Consider the following 20,462-nt stretch of genomic DNA (forward strand, 5'->3'; position numbering starts at 1 on the left):
GATGCCGTTAGAGGCCTTCAAACAGTCTGACGCGCTCAGCCTGGGCGTCGAGCTGGAATTGCAGCTGGTCAGTCTGAGCGACTTCGACTTGATCGCTGCCAGCCCCGACCTGCTTTCCCTGCTGGAACGCAAAGCCTTTCCCGGGAATGTCACGCCGGAAGTCACGGAAAGCATGATCGAGGTATCCACTGACGTTCACCGCGAACATGACAGCCTGCTGATGCAGTTACGCCAGATGAGGGACACCCTCATTCACGCAAGTGGCCAGCTAAACGTGGGCATCTGTGGTGGCGGCACCCATCCGTTCCAGCTGTGGTCGGAACGTAGAATCTACCCCAAGCCCAGGTACCGCGAAGTATCAGCCCTATATGGTTACCTCATTGAGCAATTCACCGTATTCGGCCTGCATATCCATGTGGGCTGTGGCAATGGCAGCGAGGCACTCTACCTGTTGCATGCCCTCAATCGATACGTACCCCAGTTCATCGCACTGTCCGCTTCTTCACCCTTCGTGCAACGACGCGACACGCTCTTCAATTCCGCTCGACTGAACTCCGTCTTTGCCTTTCCACTTAGCGGCCGTGCGCCATTCATCCTCGACTGGGACAGCTTCTCTGACCAGTATTTTGCCAAGATGGAACTCACGGGCATCGTCAAGAGCATGAAGGACTTCTATTGGGATATCCGGCCCAAACCCGAGTACGGCACGCTCGAGTTGCGGGTGTGTGATATGCCGCTGTCGGTGGAACGAGCAGCTGCGCTGGCTTGTTATCTTCAGTGTCTCTGCCGATATCTGCTGGAGCGAAGTGAAGTCGCCCCGGTGGAGGATGACTACCTCGTTTACAACTACAACCGCTTTCAAGCCTGCCGCTTTGGCCTTGATGGCACCATCGTTCACCCCAGAACGTATGAATACCTCCCACTACGCGAGGACATCCTGACAACAATTCGCCACCTTCAGCCCCAGGCCGAAGTTTTGAAGTGCCCGGCCGCTCTCGAGCACGTCTATCGCATTACCCATGAGGGCAGCGACGCAACGCTGTTGCGCCGCGAATACCAATCCCGGGGCAGCGTCGAAGGCATGGTCGATGCCGCGCTCGCGCGATTTTGCAGCGACGCGCCATGACTTCGGCCCCCCTATGCCGTCGCGCTGTGGCTGGACGTACTGGGTACGTCACGGAAGTGCACGAGGAGAACGCGCACGAATTGTCCGGACGGGATTGCCGTGGGTCCTGCGATTGGTGCCTCCAAATAGAACTGGCATGAGAAGGTTGGCATCGCCCACTGACGGAACAAAAAGTTCAGGCAGCTCAGTGGGACTTGTTGTTGCCTATTACAGGCAATTCGCAAGCCCATAGATCTACCGCCGGTTGGGCGGCGTCAGGTGGGCCCAGCCAGTACGCCAGCTCTTTACAGCCCCACGGGCTACAGATCTCGTAGTCACCGGCCTCGGGTGTTCGCCCCACGTGCAGGGGTTGCAGCGGCGGCAACTGGCGGTGGTAATGCCAGGCGCCGTCGAACGCCACGGCGCCGTCCGGTATCTCCATCCCGGCGCCGCTACCTCGTACCCGCGCTTCTCCCAGCACCAGACCGGAGGATGTCACTTGATAGTCCTCCTCCCAGCGGATTTTCTCGATGCTGTGCTGCCAGGCCAAGGTGAACTGCTGCAGCGGCAGGCTGGCCCAAACCAGGCCGGCCAGCCCCAGGCACAGGCCGGTCATGCCGGTTGCCCAGAGGTCGCACGATGCCGCCACAGGTGCCAGCCGATCACCGCGGCACCCAGCGCGAAGCCGGCCTCGTCAGTAATCGGCAGGGAGAGGATCAGCAGCAGTCCGGCGGCGAATGCCAGGCCACGCTCCCACCAGGGCACGGGGCCGACGAAGTGGCCAATCGAGGCCATGCCCCAGAGCACGATGGCGAGCACCGCTTTGATCAACATGTACACCGTGGCTACCCAGCTGTCGCCCTGCATCATCAGTGCCGGGTCGTATACCGCCATGAAGGGCACGACGAAACCGGCCAGGGCAATGCGCACCGCCCAGAAGCTGATCTTCAGCCCTTTCTCCTGGGCGATGGGCGCTGCCGCAAAGCAGGCCAGGGCCACCGGTGGGGTGAGGTCGGCGAGAATGCCGAAATAAAACACGAACATGTGGGAAACGATCAACGGCACACCCAGCTCCAGCAATGCCGGGGCGGCGATGGAGCTGGTGATGATGTAGTTAGGGATGGTGGGAATGCCCATGCCCAATACCAGACAAGTAAGCATGGTCAGCAGCAGCGAGAGGAACAGGTTGTCGCGGCCCAGGTCAAGAATGTAGCCGGCGAAAGTAGTAGCTACCCCGGTCAGTGTGATGATGCCAATGATCACCCCGACCAGGGTGCAAGCGATGCCCACCGGCACAGCATGACGCGCTCCCTCGGCCAAGGCCATGACGCAGGCGTGCAGGGTCGTGCGGCCGCCGTGAATGAAAAAGCAGGTCAGGGCAAGGGCTGCGATAACCAGCAGGATCACCCCGATACCCAGGCGGAAGAAACCTGAACAGAGCACGCCAAGCGCCGCCCAGAAGGCGACGCGTAGCCAGGTGTTGTTGGCGTGCAGGATGATCGCCGAGCCGAGGATGACAATCGCAGTTAAGGCCAGGCCGACCATGCCTGAGTACAGTGGCGTGCGTCCGGAGAACAATAAAATGATCAATACCACTAGAGGGATCAGCAGGAACCAGCGTTGGCGTAAAGCGCCGATGGCGCTGGGGCACTGATCCCGCGGCAGACCGTGTAGATGGCTGCGCCGCGCTTCCAGGTGCACCATCCAGTACACCGAGCCGAAATAGAGCAGCGCTGGGATCAACGCAGCCTTGGCCACCTCGGCGTAAGGTACGTTGATGGTCTCGGCCATGATGAAGGCCACGGCTCCCATCACCGGAGGCATGATCTGGCTACCCATGCTGGAGGTGGCCTCGACGCCACCGGCGAAGGCCGGCAAGTAGCCAAAGCGCTTCATCAACGGGATGGTGAACTGCCCCGTGGTGACCACGTTGGCCACCCCGGACCCAGTAATGGTGCCCATGAGTGCCGAAGAGAAAACCGAGACCTTGGCGGGACCGCCACTGCGGTGACCGAACAGCCCCATCGCGAAATCGGTGAACAGGCGGATCATCCCGGCCTGCTCGAGGAAGGCGCCGAACAGGATGAACAGATAGATGTAGGTGGCCGACACGTAGGTGGGCGTGCCGTATAAGCCCTCAGTGCCGAACGACAGCTGGTTGACGATCTGGTCGAAGCCGTAGCCACGGTGCGCCAAATCGCCCGGCAAGTATTCCCCGAACAGGCCATAGGCCAGGAAGAGCGAGCAGATGATCGGCAGGGCGATACCCATGACCCGGCGCGCGGCTTCGAATACCAGCACGATCAGCAGCAGGCCGATCACCATGTCGGTTTGGGTAAGCTCGCCGGATCTCTGGATCAGCTCGCCCTCGAAGATCCACTGGTAGGCAGCTGTTGCCATGCCCGCAAGACCGAGCAGCCAGGCCAGCGGCTGCCAGGGGCGACTATGGCCGTGGGCGGGGTAGCACAGGTAGACCACCAGCAGCAGGAAGCCCACGTGTACCGCGCGCAGGATTTGAGTGGAAATCAACGGGAAAGCTGCAGTAGCGACCTGGAAGATCGAGAACGCCAGGGCGACAGCGAACAGACTGGTAGGCCAGCGCGCAGTGTCGACGTGTAGGCCATGAGAGGTATCGCTCATGCGGGGTCTCCTGCAGCGGCCTTCCCGGTGTGGGCAGGCCCTTCGGTCAGGGAAGCAGACCTTTCTCCCTATAGAATCGCTCGGCGCCTGGGTGCAGAGGAATTGGTAGGTTCATCGCCGCGCTTTCCAGCTTGATGTCCTTGGCAGCAGCGTGGGCGGTGACCAGGCGTGGCAGGTTTTCGAACAGCAGTTTAGTCATCTGATAGGCCAGATCGTCGCTTACACTCTCGCGGGTCACCAGGATGTTGGTGATGACTGCAGTGGGGACGTCAACGTCCTGACCGTCATAGGTCCCGGCCGGGATGGCGGCGCTCTGGTAGGCGTTGTTGCCAATTTTCGCCACAACCTCGGCGGGAATCGGGACGAAGACCACTGGAAGGGTCGCCGCCAGGTCGCGGATCGATGCTTGCCCCAGGCCCGAGGACTGCAGAGTGGCGTCAAGCTGACGGTTCTTGATCAATTCCACGGACTCGGCGAAGGGCAGGTATTCGACCTTGCCCATGTCCTGGTAGGTCAGGCCGGCGGCCTTGAAAATGGCACGACTGTTAAGCTCAGTGCCGGACTTGGGCGCGCCCACCGAGATACGTTTGCCCCTGAGGTCGGCCAGCGAGCGGATGCCGGAGTCCTTGCTCGCGACGATCTGGATGTAGTTCGGATAGGTACTGGCGATAACCCTCAATTTCGTCAATGGATTCAAGAAACCGGCCTCAGCGTCGCCGTTCCAGGCATCAGCCACCGAATCGCCCAGGGCAAAAGCCAGCTCGCCACGGCCCGCCTGCAGCAGGTTGAGATTTTCCACCGAGGCTTTTGTGGCCTGCACCGAGGTCTTGCTGTCCTCGATGCCGTGACTATAGATCTGCGACAGGCCGACGCCTACGGGGTAGTAAACACCGCTGGTACCGCCGGTGAGGATGTTGATGAAGATCGGCGCTGCTTGAGCAGTGGCGCCGACGGCGAGGAAAGCGGCGCCTGCCAGCGCCAGGCGGATGCTTTGAATCATGATTCGGTCTCCAGTTCTTGTTCTTCTGCCTGAAAGACTAAACCTAGAACGGCCAGGCGCGAGCCGCCCAATTTTTTAGCCGAAAGTCCAAAAAGATCGGTTGGACTCAGGTGCGCCGCTTCGGCCTGCGGCCTGCCTCTCATCCTCGCTAACAGCGGGTTTCCGCCGGTTGCGTCCTCCAGTCAAAAGAAAGCCCGGCACAAGGCCGGGCTGAAACACATCACGGGGGAGACGCGCAAGGGATCAGCTCATACCCAACCAATTGGGTAATGCGAGGGATATCCAGGGCACGTAGGTGACCAGGACGAGGAAGGCCAGCAGGATCATCAGCCAAGGCATCGCGGCGCGGATGGTCGACGTCAATGGCATTCCGGTCACGGCCGACGTGACGAACAAGTTGAGCCCCACCGGCGGGGTCACCAACCCAATCTCCAGGTTGACCACCATGATGATGCCGAGATGGATGGGGTCGATGCCCAGCTTCATGGCGATGGGGAACAGGATCGGTGCCAGGATCAGGATGATCGCCGAAGGCTCCATGAAGGCACCGGCGATCAGCAGCACGATGTTCACCACCAGCAGGAAGGTCACCGGAGTCAGCCCGGCGTTGATCACCCAGGCGGTGATCTGTTGCGGCAGCTGTTCGGTAGTCAGCACATGGGCGAAGAGCATGGCGTTGGCGATGATGAACATCAGCATGATCGACAACTTGCCAGACTCCAGCAGCACCTTGGGCGCTTCGCTGAGCTTCATGTCCTTGTAGACGAACAAGGCGATGAAGGCCGAATACACTGCGGCCACCGCTGCGGCTTCTGTGGGTGTGAACATGCCGGAGTAGATACCGCCGAGGATGATCAGCATCAGCAGAAGGCCCCAGATGGCCTTGCGTCCGGCCGTAAGCCATTCGAGGAAGGTGGCCCGGGGCAGAGAGGGCAGATTTTTCTTAACGGCGATCGCATAGATCGCCACCATCAGCACCACACCCAGCATGATCCCCGGGACCACCCCGGCCATGAACAACTTGCCCACCGAGGTTTCGGTCGCGGCGGCGTAGACCACCATGACGATCGAAGGCGGGATCAGGATGCCCAGGGTGCCGGCATTGCAGACGATGCCAGCGCCGAACGCCTGCGGGTAGCCGGAGCGGACCATGCCGGCGATGGCGATGGAGCCAACGGCGGCCACCGTGGCCGGGCTGGAGCCGGACAGCGCAGCGAAGAGCATGCAGGCCAGTACCGCGGCAATCGCCAGTCCGCCACGAATGTGGCCGACGCAGGCGTTGGCGAAATCGATCAGGCGGCGGGCGACGCCGCCGGTGGTCATGAAGGCGCCCGCCAGCAAGAAGAACGGGATCGCCAGTAGGGTGTAGTGTTCGGAGGTCTCGAACAGCTTGATCGCCAGGGAGCGTACCGAGTCCGGGCTGAACAGGATGATGGTCATGGAACCCGCCAAGCCCAGGGAGATGGCGATAGGCACGCCGATGAACATTAGCAGGAACAGCAGGAAGAAAAGGAACAGGACGGTCATTTCGCGTCTTCCTTGTGCTGTGGCTCGTCGTGTTCGGTGAGTTTCAGCACCTCGGCAGCCTCATCGGCGAGGCCCAGGCCGGTCTGCTGACCCTTGAGGATGCGCACCAAAATCTCGGCGAAACGGATGAACACCAGGCTGAAGCCCAACGGCAGGATCAGGCCGATATGCCATTGCTGCACGCCGTAGTGACCGAGGTCCTCGGCACCGATGGCGGCGGTGAAGAGGGTCTGGGTCCACTCGAAGCTGGCCACGGCCATCAGGCCGGCATAGCCCAGGCTACACAGGCAGGCGATGACCCCGATGATGCGCTGGATGTGGCGCGGGGCCAGCTTGACCAGCGCGTCGACGCCAATGTGGCCGGCGGTACGCACGCCATAGGCCAGACCGAAGAAAATCAGCCAGGCGAACAGAGCCTTGGTCAGGGAATTGCTCCAGGTCATGGCCTGAGCCATGGCGAGGATGGCATCGCCAATGGCGAACAGCGTGGCGCTGGCAGCCTCCCAACGATCGGCCAGGTTGTAGAACAGGGTGTAGAGGTTGTTGAGGATGACGTAAACGAAGGTCACCAGCGTCATCGCCGCCAGGAGGAAGGCGATGAAGCCTTCCTCGAAGTGGTCCCAGACGCGCCGCAGGGCGTTCATGGATGGCATCTCCCGATGGCAGAAGCGTCGTAGAGCCAGGGAGGCGAAAATCCGCCACCCTGGCTGGCGTCTTACTGAGCCTGGTTCGCGGCTTCAGCAGCCTTGATCAGGTCAGGGCCGATCTCGCCTTCGAACTTCTTCCACACCGGTTTCATGGCTTCACGCCACTCATTGCGCTGCTCGGGAGTCAGCTCGATGATTTCGCTGGTCTTGGCCTCGATGATGCGCTGCTTGTCGCCCTGGTTCAGCGCGTCTGCCTGCTTGTTCACTTCGTTGGTCACTTCCACCGTGATCTTTTCCAACTCGGAGCGCACATCAGGCGGCAGACCGTTCCAGAACTTGGTGTTGGTGATCAGCATGTAGTCGAGGACGCCGTGGTTGGATTCGGTGATGTACTTCTGCACCTCGTGCATCTTCTGTGAGTAGATGTTCGACCAGGGATTCTCGGCACCGTTTACCACGCCGGTCTGCAGCCCTTGGTACACCTCTGCAAAGCTCATCTTGCGTGGGTTGGCACGCACGGCCTTGAACTGCTCCTCGAGCACGGCCGAGGCCTGCACGCGGAACTTCAGGCCACGGGCGTCCTTGGGTTCACGCAAGGGCTTGTTGGCCGAGAGCTGCTTCATCCCATTGTGCCAATAGCCCAGGCCAGTGATGTTCTTACTCTCCATGGACTTGAGCAGGGACTGGCCTTCCGGGCTGTGCTGGAAGCGGTCCACTGCTTGGATGTCGTTGAACAGGAAAGGCAGGTCGAACAACTGCACTTGTTTGGTGTACTGCTCGAACTTGGCCAGGGACGGCGCGATGAGCTGCACATCGCCCAGCAACAGGGCCTCCATTTCCTTGCCGTCGCCGAACAGTGAAGAGTTAGGGTAGACCTCGACCTTCACCTTACCGGGCAGGCGTTCTTCCGCGAGCTTCTTGAACAGCAAGGCGCCCTGGCCCTTGGGCGTGTGCTCCGCCACCACGTGGGAGAACTTGATCACGATAGGATCAGCGGCCTGGGCCAGGCCGCCGATGCCCAGCGCGAGGGCACAGGCGAGTGCTTTCAGTGCAGGTTTGAACATTGATGCGTCCTCTTGTTGTTCTTGGTCGGACTCGGGCAGGCAACGTCGGCCCGAGCGAAGCAACAAGAAGAAGTCTAGGGGGCAACCGCGAATTGCGCGGGTGGATCGTGCAAATGCAGCCTGGCTTGTTCTTGTTGTTACGCTTGGTGGACAGATGGCAAGCACCGTGCCAGTGCGCTGAAGATTAGAACTTCCGCGAGAGGAAGGGTGATCGTGGCTATTCACTGCTCGGAAAAGATGGCGGATGTCCGCCGGCTTTCGGATGGAAGGTGGCGAAGTTCCGCCAGGTTCGTCGATTCTTCATTTCCAAAAATTTTTAGCCAAAAGTCAACGTGCAGGAGGAAGCCTCGCCGAAGGAGCCAAGCCGCAGTCACGTGCCGCGTAGACCTTTGCCTCTCAGCCAGCTGTGACGATGCTCTGAGTTGAAACCCCTGTCCTTATTGACATTGCTCCGTTACGTCCTGCTAAAGGGAAACAGGAGGTCGATGAAGCGCTCTGCCGTGGGCTGTGGCTGGTGGTTAGCCAGGCCGACCCGTTCGTTGGCTTCGATCAGCACGTAATCCGGCTGGTCGGCAGCGGGCACCAGCAGGTCCAGGCCCACTACCGGGATTTCCAGGGTACGCGCGGCGAGGATAGAGGCCTCGGCCAGGGCCGGGTGGAGGGTCGCGGTGACGTCTTCCAGGGTACCGCCGGTGTGCAGGTTGGCAGTGCGGCGCACGGCCAGGCGGGTGCCGGAGGGCAACACATCGTCATAGCCGTAGCCGGCGGCGCGCAGCGTACGCTCGGTCTCGCCGTCGATGGGGATGCGGCTTTCGCCCTGGGTCGCGGCCTGGCGTCGGCGGCTCTGGCGCTCAATCAGCTGGAGCAGGGTGCGCTGGCCGTCGCCGACCACTTCCGCCGGACGCCGGATAGCGGCGGCCACCACTTCATAGTTGATCACCACAACCCGCAAGTCGAAGCCCTGGTGGCAACTTTCCAGAATCACGCGGCTGTCGAAGTGCTCGGCCGTGGCGATGGCGGTCTTCACCTCGTCCAGGCTGCGCAGGTCCACCGCCACGCCCTGGCCCTGTTCACCGTTTACCGGCTTGACCACCAAGCTGCCATGCTCGACGAGGAAGGCGGCGTTGTCATCGTCCGTGCCGGCCGGGCGCTGCTCGGGCTGCCTGATGCCGACGCGGGCCAGCGCTCGGTGGGTCAGCTGCTTGTCCTGGCAGAGGGTCATGCTCACCGCGCTGGTGAGGTCGGACAGCGACTCCCGGCAGCGGATGTGGCGGCCGCCCAGACTGAGGCTGAAGAGCCCACCCTCCGCGTCATCCACCTGGACGCCGATACCGCGGCGCAGGGCTTCGTCGACGATGATGCGGGCATAGGGATTAAGTTTCTCTTCGGGGCCGGGACCGATAAATAGGGTCTGGTTGATGCTGTTCTTGTTCTTCACCGCAAAGGTGGCCAAGTCGCGAAAGCCCAGCTTGGAATAGAGCGCCTTGGCCTGGCGGTTGTCGTGCAGCACCGAGAGGTCGAGGTAGTTGAGCCCGCGGCTCATGAAGTGTTCGATCAAGTGACGTGCCAAAGCTTCACCCACGCCGGGGCGGCTGCATTGCGGGTCAACCGCCAGGCACCAAAGGCTGGAGCCGCCGTCCGGATCGTCGAAAGACTTCTGGTGGTTGAGGCCCATGACCGCGCCGATTACCTGGCCATTGCGCTCGTCCTCGGCTAACCAGTACACCGGACCGCCCTGATGGTGGGGCGTTATGGCGGCCTGATTCACCGGGAGCATGCCGCGGCAACGGTAGAGCTGGTTGACCGCTTGCCAGTCGGCGTCGCCCAGAGTGCGACGGATGCGAAAACCACGGAAGGACTGGTGTGCGGGACGGTAGTCGGTGAACCAGAGACGCAGGGTGTCGGATGGGTCGAGGAAGAGTTGCTGTGGCGCCTGAGCCAGCACCTGCTGGGGCGCGGCGACGTAGAGGGCGATGTCGCGCTCGCCGGGTTGTTCGGAAAGTAGTTCCTGGGCAAGGCTGCTGGGGGTTGCGAAGGTGTGGCCAAGCAGCAGGCGGCCCCAACCACAGTGGAGGACCTTGGGTTCTTCTTGTGGGTCGTGTCGGCCTTCGGCTAGACGCGCTAGCAGGCGCTGGTAGGACGGTGCCTGGCCACGCAGCAGGCGCTGACTGTGGAGGGTATGGGCTTTCATTGTTGTTCAGAGTCCCTGTTGATGGAGCCAGAGATTGAGCGCGGCCATCTGCCAGAGCTTCGAGCCCCGGAGCGGGGTGATGTCTTCCGTGGGACTGGCCAGCAGGCGTTCGAGCATGGCTGGCCGGAACAGGCCGCGATCCTGGCTCGGGTCCAGCAGGAGTTCGCGTACCCAGTCGCGGGTGCGGCCTTCCAGGTACTTGAGACCGGGCACCGGGAAGTAACCCTTGGGCCGGTCGATCACCTGGTGGGGAATGACCTGGCGGGCGGCGGCCTTGAGCACCGCCTTGCCACCGTCACCGAGCTTGAAACGCGAGGGAATCCGCGCCGACAGCTCGGCCACCCGGTAGTCGAGGAACGGCACCCGCGCCTCCAGGCCCCAGGCCATGGTCATGTTGTCCACCCGCTTCACCGGGTCGTCCACCAGCATCACCGTGCTGTCCAGGCGCAGCGCCTTGTCCACCGGGTCGAGGGCACCGGGGTGCTCGAAGTGCTGGCGCACGAATTCGCCGGCCAGGTCGCCGGTGAGCCAGCCCGGCTGCACCGTGGCCTCGTACTCGGTGTGGGCGCGGTCGAAGAAGGCTGTGCGGTAGCTGTTGAACGGATCGCGGGTGTCGGCCAGCGGCGGGTACCAGTGATAGCCGCCGAAGAGTTCGTCGGCACCCTGGCCGCTCTGCACCACCTTGCAGTGCCGGGACACCTCGCGGGACAGCAGGTAGAAGGCGATGCAGTCGTGACTGACCATGGGCTCGCTCATGGCGGCGAAGGCGGCAGGCAATTGCTCCAGCACTTCGTGCTCATCGATGCGCAGCTGCTGGTGGCGGGTGCCGTAATGGTTGACGATCAGGTCGGAGAACTCAAACTCGTCGCCGCGCTCGCCGCCGGCATCCTCGAAGCCGATGGAGAAGGTCGCAAGTTGTTCGATACCGGACTCCGCCAGCAAGCCCACCAGCAGGCTGGAGTCCACCCCGCCGGAAAGCAGGACGCCCACCTCACGGGCGGCGCGCTGGCGTATGTCAACGGCGTCGCGCAGACTGTCCAGCAATGAATCGCGCCAGTCCTCCGGGCCGAGTCGTTGTTCGTCTTCGCGCGGCCCGTACTCCAACTGCCACCACGAGCCAAAGTCACAGTTGCCAAAGACATCAAGCATCATCCAACTGGCCGGGGGGAGCTTTTCGATTCCCTTGACCAGGGTGCGCGGCGCTGGGACCACGGCGTGGAAGTTGAGATAAAAGTTGAGCGCTTCCGGATCCAGCGTCGTGTCCACGTCGCCGCCCTGAAGCAAGGCCGGCAGGCTGGAAGCGAAACGCAGGCGCTGGTCGGTGCGCGTCAGGTACAGCGGCTTGATGCCGAGGCGGTCGCGGGCAAGGAACAGGCGTTGTGTATCCCGTTCCCAGATGGCTAGGGCAAACATGCCATTGAGCCTGGGCAGCATGTCTTTGCCCCAAGCGTGCCAGGCCTTGAGCAGCACCTCGGTGTCGCCGTCGGAAAAAAAGCGGTAGCCCAGGCGCTGCAGTTCTACACGCAGCTCAGGATAGTTATAGATGGAACCATTAAATACCATGCTCAGTCCCAACTGAGGGTCCAGCATGGGCTGCCCGGACGCTTCAGCCAGATCCATGATCTTCAGCCGTCGGTGGCCAAACGCGAGTGGTCCCTGACTGTGAAAACCGCAGCCATTAGGGCCGCGAGGCTTCATGTGATGAGTGATACGTTCAATCGCAGCGAGGTCGGCCGGATTGTTGTCGAAACGTAATTCTCCAGAAATTCCGCACATGAGTCCTTACCGGATTGCCGTTGGGGATGAGGCGTTTGCTCGGGGTACTTTTTTTTACCTAAGCAGATAAATCCTTTCAGGTCAAAGTATATTGGGCAGGCTTTTCATGACAAAACAACCATTTAAAGGGCCGATTCCATGAGTGAGAGCCTCTACGAAGGGGTATTGGCGGATGCCTACGCACTCGCGGTATTCAAAGGTCTGCGACGTTTGCAGCAGGCCACCGAAGTGCATGCCAAACGCCTGGCTCGATACGGTGGGCTGACACCACTGCAGTTATTGATCTTGCGCATCATGGCCGGACAGGGCGAGCTGACCGCCAGCCACCTGGCCCGGGAGGTCAGCCTGACCCAAGCGTCTCTATCAGGGGTATTGGATCGCTTGGAGAGCCGAGGCCTCCTAAGCAGGCGACGGGATGAGCGTGACCGTCGCAAGCACTGGCTGGTGCTGACCGAGATGGGGGCGGATGCCTTGGCCGCAGCCCCAGCTTTGCTGCCGGAGCATGTATTGGCGCGATTTGCCGCGCTCGCCGAATGGGAACGTCATGCCTTGCTAGCCGCACTGCTGCGAGCCGCGGAGCTATTTGACACACCAGAGGACGACGACGAAGAGGAGTAGCCCTGCCGCGACGCCTCCTTCGGCTTTTCACCAAAATGAGGTCGATCAGCGCGAATGGTCGATCTTGTCTCGGTAACTCGCCTTTCTTTCGCCGTGTGCTGCAGGCAGGACCGTCGGTGTTGCAACCACCAAACAATCAAAAATCTTGCGGACTGAATACCGGCCTTCCTTGTTCGTCAATGCGCATCAATCGGCCCAGCGCTTCCTCAGCGGCTGCCAGTGCGTCGGAACGACGGATGAAATACGACTGATGGTAAACCAGATGGAATTGCGGCTCGGCATTGGCAGCGATTGGCTGGATCACAACAAATGCCAGTGCATGGTCACCATTGAGGCGGGTTTCGGTCCAGGCGACATGCCCTGGGAAGTCTCGGCTCTTCATCGCGACCTCCGGCGTTTGGCTGCTCGATTGGCGACTTCCCACTATTGGAGCGAGAAGGCACAGGCTGGTGAAAGAACTGACGGACTGTCCGAAAAACAGCAAACCCGGCGCGAGGCCGGGCTTGTTGCGGAGCTCAATGGGTGCTAATCCGTTAGCTGACAAGACAATAGCTCAAGCAATTGCATTGTGCCGCGATTGAGGCAACGTCTTTGTAGGGCGTTCTGCTCATCAGTCCTTATCGCCTATGCGATATTGTCCAGGATGAGAGGGCCATTACAGAGGAGAACTACGATGTCGGAGGTGGTGGCTAGCATCGATGGTTCCAGTTCTACCCCTGCGGTCTGCGACTACGCCGTGTGGGCCAGCTCGCGTCTGCGGGCACCCCTGGTGCTCCTGCATGTGCTGGACCGTCTGCTGGATTGGACAACGGCGGATATCAGCGGTGACGCCGATCTGGTTGACCGCGAACAATTGCACGTTGAGGACGCGACGCTAGACGAACGCCTAGCGCAAAGTCAGATGATTCTGGCTGCGGCGAAGGCCCGCATCATGTCCAGTGGCATCGACGAACCTGAGACGCGGCAGCGAATAGGTGAGCTGTCAGACACGCTTTGCGAATTGGACGCTGAGATTCGACTGCTGGTTATGGGCAGGCAGGGTGAGGGCCCGGGAACTGACGTCGGCAAACACGTAGAAAGGGTCGTGCGGACGCTGCACCGGCCCATTCTTCTGACGCCCAGCACGTTCACGGTGCCCCAGAACCTCATGATTGCCTTCGATGGCAGTCCTCCGGCGTGCAGGGCTGTTGAGATGTTGACCACCAACTCGCTGTTTCTCGGTCTGCCGGTTCATTTGGTCATGGTCGGTACAGCGACTGCCGTGATGAGGGTTAGGCTAAATGCGGCGTGCGCCACGCTGACGTCCGGCGGCTTCACCGTTACCAAGGCTGTTCTTTCGGGCGAAACCGAGCCGACCTTGAACGACTATCAGGTCACGCAAGGTATCGACCTACTGGTCATGGGCGCGTATGGGCACTCGCGAATCCACCAACTGCTGATCGGAAGCACGACAAACACCATGCTGCGAACCGCATCAGTACCACTTCTCATAGTGCGCTGACATCGGATAGCGCATTAGCTCTCGCGACGGCTACTAAGCCTTCGCCGCGCACTGATGTGTTTAACGCGCTTGCCCATGGCGAGATGCACCAGGTTGCAGTGAATACATCGCAGGTCTGTCGCAACAGAGGCGAACGGACGATCGCCAGCCTTTTCGGCCAACTGTCCCGCACGAGTTCCGCTCGTGCGCGGAAAGATCTGAGGAGAGTAGCCAGCCGTGATGAAATTCAGAGACGTGCTTTCATCGGTGACACTAATGAGCTTACTCGTCTGGCCAGGGCCAGTCATTCAACCTCAGGAGTTGCCCGCGCCAATAAAGGCAATGGAGGCCCGTGGGGCGACTATTATCGGCCCATTCGACGCGCCAAGCGGTCTGCGAGGTTACGCCGCCCGCTACGGCGGTAAGAGCATAGCGCTCTATCTCACGGCAGATGACAAGCATGTTCTGATCGGTACTCTGTACGATGCCCAGGGACAGGACCTGACTCGCGCACCATTGGACAAACTGGTGTATGAGTTGCTGACCATGGAAATGTGGGGGCGGCTGGGGAGCAGTACCTGGATCGCCGATGGCCGCGCCGATGCCCCGCGCATCGTCTACATCTTCAACGACCCGAACTGCTTCTCTTGCAACAGGTTTTGGAAGCATGCGCGGCCCTGGGTTGAATCTGGCGAGGTACAAGTCCGCCATATCATCGTCGGCATGCGGCGCCTCGACAGCGCCGGCAAGTCCGCCGCACTGCTGACTGCTAAACACCCGGAAGCGGCGCTTAAGGCGCATCAAACGGCCGGCACCGGCAGTACGCTGAAACCGCTGAAAAGGATTCCTGCAGAGGTCCAGAAGCAACTCGACGCCAACCTAGCGCTGATGAGCGAACTTGGCGCTTTGTCGACGCCGTTAATTCTCTATCTGGATGCACGCGGCCGTTTGAAAATGCAGCAAGGGGTGCCACAGGGGAAGGGGCTGGCGGAGGTCATGGGGCAGTAATCTACGGCACATGGATACTCTTGCATCTTGCCGACTCGCTTGCCTGATGGACTGCCCATACTGCTTTACACAGCAGACGCTATTGAGCGCCGCCAAACTGGGTGTGCGGGCGGCGCCTGTAACCGCTGGCCTGATCGGCCCGCCCCACGGCCGCGTATTGGTGGCATGCGCACTCTCCGCTGTTTCACGCGAGCGGTTCTGCCCCGGACTATTCAGGGGAAGCCCCTCTGTTCTCACAGTGAGGCCAGGAAGCAAAGATTTATCAGGCCAGCCGCGATCGATAGCGTCTCCTAATACCTGCATCGGCCCTAGGTAGGAACCTCCGGAGGTGCTGGCGTTTTAGGCCTTGGGCGTCGTAGCAGAGGGTCGGCTCCAGAAGTAGCGGGGGTCGCTGAATGCCTGGCCGATCAGTTCGGAGCCGAGTGCCTCGCCATCCCTGAACATCAGGCCGCCGGCCGCCCGGTGGTGAGACAGCGCCTGCGCGACACCTGTGGTGTGCGGGTACGCCACTCCGGTGAGCAACGACAAGAGGCTAAGCCGCTGCCGTGCGGGACGGGGACGGAGGATGGAAACCATGGCGAGCGGCTCAGGCCAGGCCAACGACTGACAACGCTATGTCGATCAGCTTGATGCCAATGAACGGCACCATCACACCGCCTAGACCATAGATCAGCAAGTTGCGCGGTAGCAGTGACGCGACACCGACCGGGCGATAGCGCAGGCCCTTCAGCGCAAGGGGGATCAGGAACACGATGATCAGCGCGTTGAAGATCACTGTCGAGAGAATCGCCGAGTTCGGGCTGGCCAGGCCCATGACATTGAGCGCGCCCAGTTCCGGGTAAGTGGTGACGAAGGCCGCCGGGATGACGGCGAAATACTTGGCGATATCGTTGGCGATCGCGAACAGGGTGAGCGAACCACGGGCCATCCGCATCTGTTTGCCGGTCTCGACCACCTCGATCAGCTTGGTCGGAGTGCTGTCCAGATCAACCATGTTGCCGGCTTCCTTGGCCGCCTGGGTGCCCGAGTTCATCACCACCGCGACATCAGCCTGGGCTAAGGCCGGCGCGTCCTTGGCACCGTCGCCGGCCATCGCCACCAATCGGCCTTCGCTCTGGTGGCGACGAACCAGTGCCAGTTTGTCGTCGGGCGTGGCCTCGGCGAGAAAGTCGTCGACGCCTGCCTCGGCGGCAATGGTCGCGGCAGTCATATGTTTATCGCCGGTGACCATCACCGTCTTGACTCCCATCCGCCGCAGCTCGGCAAAACGCTCCTTGATCCCGCCCTCGACCACGTACTTAAGCTCGATGACGCCCAGCACATGGGTGCCCTCGGCAACCACCAATGGCGTACTACCACGCCGGGCGACCTCTTCTAACGTGGCCAGGACTCTGGGAGGAAAGGTTCCCCCCAAAGATTCGACATAAGCGCGAATCGCCTCGGCCGCGCCCTTGCGTACCTGGCGTTCACCCATATCGACGCCACTCATGCGGGTATGGGCAGAAAAGTGCAGGAAGTGGGGGTCCAGGGCGTGGATATCCCGTTGACGCAGGTCGAACTGCTGTTGGGTCAGCCGCACGATGCTGCGCCCTTCCGGGGTTTCATCGGCCAGGGATGCGAGCTGCGCAGCATCCGCCAGTTCCACTTCCTTGACCCCTGGAGCGGCCAGGAAGGCCGAGGCATGGCGGTTACCGGAGGTGATGGTGCCTGTCTTGTCCAGCAGTAACACATCGACGTCGCCGGCGGCCTCAACGGCGCGGCCCGAAGTCGCGATGACGTTGGCCTGCCGCATGCCGCTCATACCTGCCACTCTTACCGCCGACAACAAATTGGCGATGGTGGTCGGGATCAGACAGACGAGCAACGCCACCAGCACCGTGAGGCTTATCGGAGTCCCTGATTCGGCGGCCGCCACAATGAACGATGAATACGGTAGTAGCTTCACGATCACGCCGTAAAACACCATGGTCAGGGCCACCAGCAAGATGGACAGCGCGACCTCGTTCGGCGTCTTCTGCCGTTTGGCGTTTTCCACCATGGCGATCATGCGGTCGATGAAGGTTTCCCCAGGGTTGGCGGTGATACGCACCACCATCCAGTCCGAAATCACCCGCGTGCCACCGGTCACAGCAGAGAAATCTCCCCCAGCTTCACGTATCACCGGTGCCGATTCACCGGTAATCGCCGATTCATCCACCGAAGCGACACCTTCAATCACCTCGCCATCGACCGGGATCAGTGAGTTGGCCAGGTCGCCCACCTCAACCACCACCACATCGCCTCTGCGTAGATCACTGGTATGAACCAACTGCCACTCAGCGCCGTAGCGGGGTTCGCGCAGCCTTTTTGCCCAAGTCTCCTTCTTTAATTCCTTCAAGAACGCGGCTTGTGCCTTGCTGCGGCCCTCGGTAAGCGCTTCGGCGAAGTTTGCGAATAGCACGGTGAACCAGAGCCAGAACGAAACCGTGAGAATGAAACCGGCACTGGCGTCTCCCTCTCGGCTCAGCGCCTGCACCCACAGCCCGGTGGTGACGATTGCGGCGGCATAGACCACGAACATCACCGGGTTGTGCCAAAGCACCCGGGGGTCAAGGTTACGCAGTGCGTCAATCGCTGCCGGCCGAACCAGCGAGGAAACGAACGGCGTGAAGGTTTTCCGCGTCATTTTTGCAGCTCACTTGGCGTGACAAACAGCATGCTATGGGTCGGAATAGTCCCTGCGGTGGGAGCCGGACGTTTCTTCGCCGCCAGACTGCCGGCAATCGCCAGTATTGGGACAATGACGCCAAAGCGGCCGAACCAGGTGGCCAGACCAAGGACACTGTTATAGAACGGCGTCTCGGCTGAGAGAGCGGCCAAGGTATTGCCGTTGTTGTTAGCGGCCGAGCTGAAGAGATAGCGGATTTCCGAGTACCCGTGACTGCCGGGGGTGGCGACGTCGATGCGGCCTGTATCCGCAGTTGCGGCGATGACCGGACCGTATCGCACCAGTAGAGCGGCAGCGAGGAGCCCCCGTAGGAACGCGGCCACCAGTGCGCCGAAGACATAAAGGCCGGTCATAGTCGCCTCCACTTCAGGGCTGAGCAGCCAACGCTAGACCGACTATCGTGGCGAAACTCACGACAATCAGAATGAAGTATGCGACGTCTCAGTAGCCCTCCCATGACCATTACCATCCTAGGGAGCCGCCTATAAAAATGCTGAAAAAGTTGTGGGTACTGGTATAAAAAAAATGAAAAGTACGCCGATACGAGCGTTGCCCAAGTGCCCACCTGCACGGATGACCAGTCTAATTAAGCCACGTCAGCAGGCCTGATCACGGTATCAAGCGAAGTTCAGTTGACCGTCCAAAGTTCCCAGGAAAGTGCCATTCCTCAAGGCCTTGAAGTGCCGGCTAGCAGCAGTGCTCCCCCGTCCTGGCACCTTCGACTGCCGCTGTATGGTCCCGACCTGTTCTCAGTCGGCCGCTCGGGCCGCGGAACTTGGATGCCGCCGCCTGGCGAGGGGCTTACGCGGTGAACTCCCTTGCCCAACTGGCGGAACGGCCCGGTTATGGCCGCACCCACGGGAGCACCAGTTGAACTGGATCTTGGCGCAATAAAAAAGGAAAGCCTCCACGGCCTCCCCACGGAAGCCATGGCGGCCTTCCATTTCGTCCTCTTGCGAGGACGATTTAAGTGTAGTCGATTAGACCAGTTTTTCCAGCAAACCAACTACTCAGATTGGTTGAGTCTGTGTCATTAGGCAGTCGAGATGCTGAACTGGGGCAAGAAGTAGTGGCTGCAGAGAGCATATTTCCTCATGTCAAAATCTCCAAAATGCCCTAGAGCACACGATCAATATCGGAAATATCTCCAAGCGACCAAAAATCATCGCAAGACACATCAACCACTTCGCGGGCTCCTTGAGCGTACCGAAACTTCCAGACGTCTCACCATAGCCAATGCCCATGTTGTTTATACAGGCTGCCACCGTGCCGAAAGCGGTGACCAGATCATGCCCAATCGCGACCAACCCCCAGACAAAAATACACGCAAAGAAGATATATAAGAAAAACAGCCCCCATATCGAGCGAATAACTCTATCGGGAACCGAATAACCGCCCACCTTCGTCGCAAAAACCGCATTGGGGTGGATGAGTTGCTTGATCTCTTGAGTGCCCTGACGGTACAGCAAAAGAAAGCGCATGGCCTTGATCCCGCCACACGTCGACCCAACGCAACCGCCAAAAAAACTGGCTCCCAATAGGAGCAGTACCACATGCGGGGGCCAAGACGGATAATTGGCGGCTCCCAAGCCGTTGTCGCTCATCACCGACGTAGCCTGAAAGAAACCGTGCACCAGGGAATCTTGAAACCCAAACGTTTCCGTTCGATATAACTCAATGCAGGTGGCGAACACCACCAGAGACAGAATCACCAGAAAGAATCTGAATTCCGGATTGCTAAGAATCGGCAACAAGCTGCGCCGGGTAATCGCAAAGAAATACAGAGAAAAATTGATGGCAGCCAATATGGAGAAGAAGCCCCCCACCAACTCTATCGGGGTGCTATTGTAGTACCCTAAACTGCTTCCGTGAGTAGAGAAGCCCCCCCAACGAAACCGTCGAAAGGCCATGGCATAGCGCGTCAAACCAGTTCATCCCTGCCAGGAAATAAGATATTGCACACGCCAACGCCAAGCTGACATAAATCGCCCACAAATTCTTGGCGGTATCCGCCAGCCGCGGCGTTAGTTTTTCTTCCTTCAATGGACCAGGCATTTCGGACTGATAGAGCTTAGCGCCACCAATGCCCAAGAAAGGCATGATCGCCACCGCCAGAACAATAATGCCAAGACCGCCCAAGAAGTTTAGCTGCGCACGATAATAGAGGACCGACTTGGGCAGGTTGTCTATGTCATTAAGTACCGATGCACCAGTCGTTGTGATGCCAGATACTCCTTCAAACGCAGCATCCGCCAAGGAAAGGTTAAGGCGGCTGTCAAAATACAGGGGCATGGTGCTGATGACGGAAAAAATTACCCAAAACAGCACCGCCACCACAAACCCATCCTTCGTCTTGAGGGCCTTCTCGCCACCTTTAGTCAGAATCCAGCCGGCCATGCCAATTGAAAAGGAAATAGCAAAGGTCGCAAAGAATGAGGTGAGTTGCTTTTCACCGAAAGTTAATCCGATGACGGCGGGCACTGGCATCGACAGGCTGTACAAAACAACCAGAAAGCTGCAGAGATGCAAGATTGTATTGAGTCGAGAGCTTTTCTGCATTTATTGACTCGAACCTCTGATTCGGGGCCAGCATGCTAACCCCGACGCGTTACTGACGATCTCTGTTCGCCGTAAAGAATGCGTAAATTTTCACAACTCGAACGGCTTGGGCCTGCGTTACATTCCTTGGGGAAACGTGT

The 20,462-nt window shown here is 60.1% G+C and carries 18 protein-coding genes; 4 read left to right on the top strand and 14 right to left on the bottom strand.

Annotated features, from left to right (window positions below; translation table 11 throughout):
* The first annotated feature begins 1 nt into the window (after position 1).
* Entirely contained in the window at positions 2–1,126 is a 1,125-nt protein-coding gene (locus TQ98_RS12320; protein WP_044872717.1) for a YbdK family carboxylate-amine ligase, read from the top strand.
* A 184-nt stretch (positions 1,127–1,310) separates the two neighbouring features.
* Here TQ98_RS12320 and TQ98_RS12325 read toward each other — a convergent pair whose 3' ends face one another.
* The 8 genes from TQ98_RS12325 to TQ98_RS12360 form a co-directional block, all read right to left on the bottom strand.
* A complete protein-coding gene (locus TQ98_RS12325) occupies positions 1,311–1,721 on the bottom strand; it encodes a DUF1850 domain-containing protein (RefSeq protein WP_044872716.1) in 411 nt (136 codons plus the stop codon).
* Entirely contained in the window at positions 1,718–3,745 is a 2,028-nt protein-coding gene (locus TQ98_RS12330; RefSeq protein WP_044872715.1) for a TRAP transporter permease, read from the bottom strand. Before TQ98_RS12330 ends, TQ98_RS12325 begins: the two co-directional genes overlap by 4 nt.
* A 46-nt stretch (positions 3,746–3,791) precedes the next feature.
* Complete coding sequence (locus TQ98_RS12335) at positions 3,792–4,745, bottom strand: TAXI family TRAP transporter solute-binding subunit (RefSeq protein ID WP_044872714.1); 954 nt, start codon at positions 4,743–4,745, stop codon at positions 3,792–3,794.
* A gap of 243 nt (positions 4,746–4,988) precedes the next feature.
* Positions 4,989–6,272: a C4-dicarboxylate TRAP transporter large permease protein DctM gene (gene dctM / locus TQ98_RS12340; RefSeq protein ID WP_044872713.1), complete on the bottom strand. Its 1,284-nt coding sequence runs from the start codon at positions 6,270–6,272 to the stop codon at positions 4,989–4,991.
* A complete protein-coding gene (locus tag TQ98_RS12345) occupies positions 6,269–6,916 on the bottom strand; it encodes a TRAP transporter small permease (protein ID WP_044872712.1) in 648 nt (215 codons plus the stop codon). The genes dctM and TQ98_RS12345 overlap by 4 nt, the downstream gene beginning before the upstream one ends.
* 71 nt (positions 6,917–6,987) lie before the next feature.
* On the bottom strand, positions 6,988–7,983 hold the full coding sequence (gene dctP / locus TQ98_RS12350) for a C4-dicarboxylate TRAP substrate-binding protein DctP (RefSeq protein WP_044872711.1): 996 nt from the start codon (positions 7,981–7,983) through the stop codon (positions 6,988–6,990).
* A gap of 454 nt (positions 7,984–8,437) precedes the next feature.
* Positions 8,438–10,174, bottom strand: coding sequence for an N-acetylglutaminylglutamine synthetase (gene ngg, locus TQ98_RS12355; RefSeq protein WP_044872710.1), 1,737 nt, complete (start codon positions 10,172–10,174; stop codon positions 8,438–8,440).
* Between the two features lie 6 nt (positions 10,175–10,180).
* A complete protein-coding gene (locus tag TQ98_RS12360; protein WP_044872709.1) occupies positions 10,181–11,950 on the bottom strand; it encodes an N-acetylglutaminylglutamine amidotransferase in 1,770 nt (589 codons plus the stop codon).
* Positions 11,951–12,088: 138 nt separating this feature from the next.
* On the opposite strand from TQ98_RS12360, the gene TQ98_RS12365 reads away from it, so the two are divergent.
* Positions 12,089–12,568, top strand: a complete 480-nt coding sequence (locus tag TQ98_RS12365; RefSeq protein ID WP_044872708.1) for a MarR family transcriptional regulator — start codon at positions 12,089–12,091, stop codon at positions 12,566–12,568.
* Between the two features lie 136 nt (positions 12,569–12,704).
* On the opposite strand, the gene TQ98_RS12370 is transcribed toward TQ98_RS12365, so the two are convergent.
* Positions 12,705–12,950 (bottom strand): hypothetical protein, encoded by a 246-nt coding sequence (locus TQ98_RS12370; protein WP_082073231.1) that lies wholly within the window; start codon positions 12,948–12,950, stop codon positions 12,705–12,707.
* 291 nt (positions 12,951–13,241) lie between these two features.
* Between TQ98_RS12370 and TQ98_RS12375 the strand changes: the two genes are divergently transcribed.
* Positions 13,242–14,069, top strand: coding sequence for a universal stress protein (locus TQ98_RS12375; protein ID WP_044872706.1), 828 nt, complete (start codon positions 13,242–13,244; stop codon positions 14,067–14,069).
* A gap of 219 nt (positions 14,070–14,288) precedes the next feature.
* Positions 14,289–15,056 (top strand): thiol:disulfide interchange protein DsbG, encoded by a 768-nt coding sequence (gene dsbG / locus TQ98_RS12380; protein WP_044872705.1) that lies wholly within the window; start codon positions 14,289–14,291, stop codon positions 15,054–15,056.
* A 339-nt stretch (positions 15,057–15,395) separates the two neighbouring features.
* Here the strand turns inward: dsbG and TQ98_RS12385 are convergent, their stop codons facing one another.
* The 5 genes from TQ98_RS12385 to TQ98_RS28085 all read right to left on the bottom strand — a co-directional run bounded on the left by TQ98_RS12385 (position 15,396) and on the right by TQ98_RS28085 (position 20,322).
* A complete protein-coding gene (locus tag TQ98_RS12385; protein WP_044872974.1) occupies positions 15,396–15,632 on the bottom strand; it encodes a potassium-transporting ATPase subunit C in 237 nt (78 codons plus the stop codon).
* Positions 15,633–15,642: 10 nt separating this feature from the next.
* Positions 15,643–17,721: a potassium-transporting ATPase subunit KdpB gene (gene kdpB, locus TQ98_RS12390; protein WP_044872704.1), complete on the bottom strand. Its 2,079-nt coding sequence runs from the start codon at positions 17,719–17,721 to the stop codon at positions 15,643–15,645.
* Positions 17,718–18,116, bottom strand: coding sequence for a potassium-transporting ATPase subunit KdpA (locus TQ98_RS12395; RefSeq protein ID WP_044872703.1), 399 nt, complete (start codon positions 18,114–18,116; stop codon positions 17,718–17,720). The genes kdpB and TQ98_RS12395 overlap by 4 nt, the downstream gene beginning before the upstream one ends.
* Before the next feature lie 744 nt (positions 18,117–18,860).
* Positions 18,861–19,688, bottom strand: a complete 828-nt coding sequence (locus tag TQ98_RS28080; RefSeq protein ID WP_242443100.1) for a potassium transporter TrkG — start codon at positions 19,686–19,688, stop codon at positions 18,861–18,863.
* Positions 19,606–20,322 (bottom strand): potassium transporter TrkG, encoded by a 717-nt coding sequence (locus TQ98_RS28085; protein ID WP_242443102.1) that lies wholly within the window; start codon positions 20,320–20,322, stop codon positions 19,606–19,608. Before TQ98_RS28085 ends, TQ98_RS28080 begins: the two co-directional genes overlap by 83 nt.
* Positions 20,323–20,462: the final 140 nt, after the last annotated feature.

Origin of the sequence: Pseudomonas sp. LFM046 (genome assembly GCF_000949385.2) — a bacterium.
Classification (GTDB): domain Bacteria; phylum Pseudomonadota; class Gammaproteobacteria; order Pseudomonadales; family Pseudomonadaceae; genus Metapseudomonas.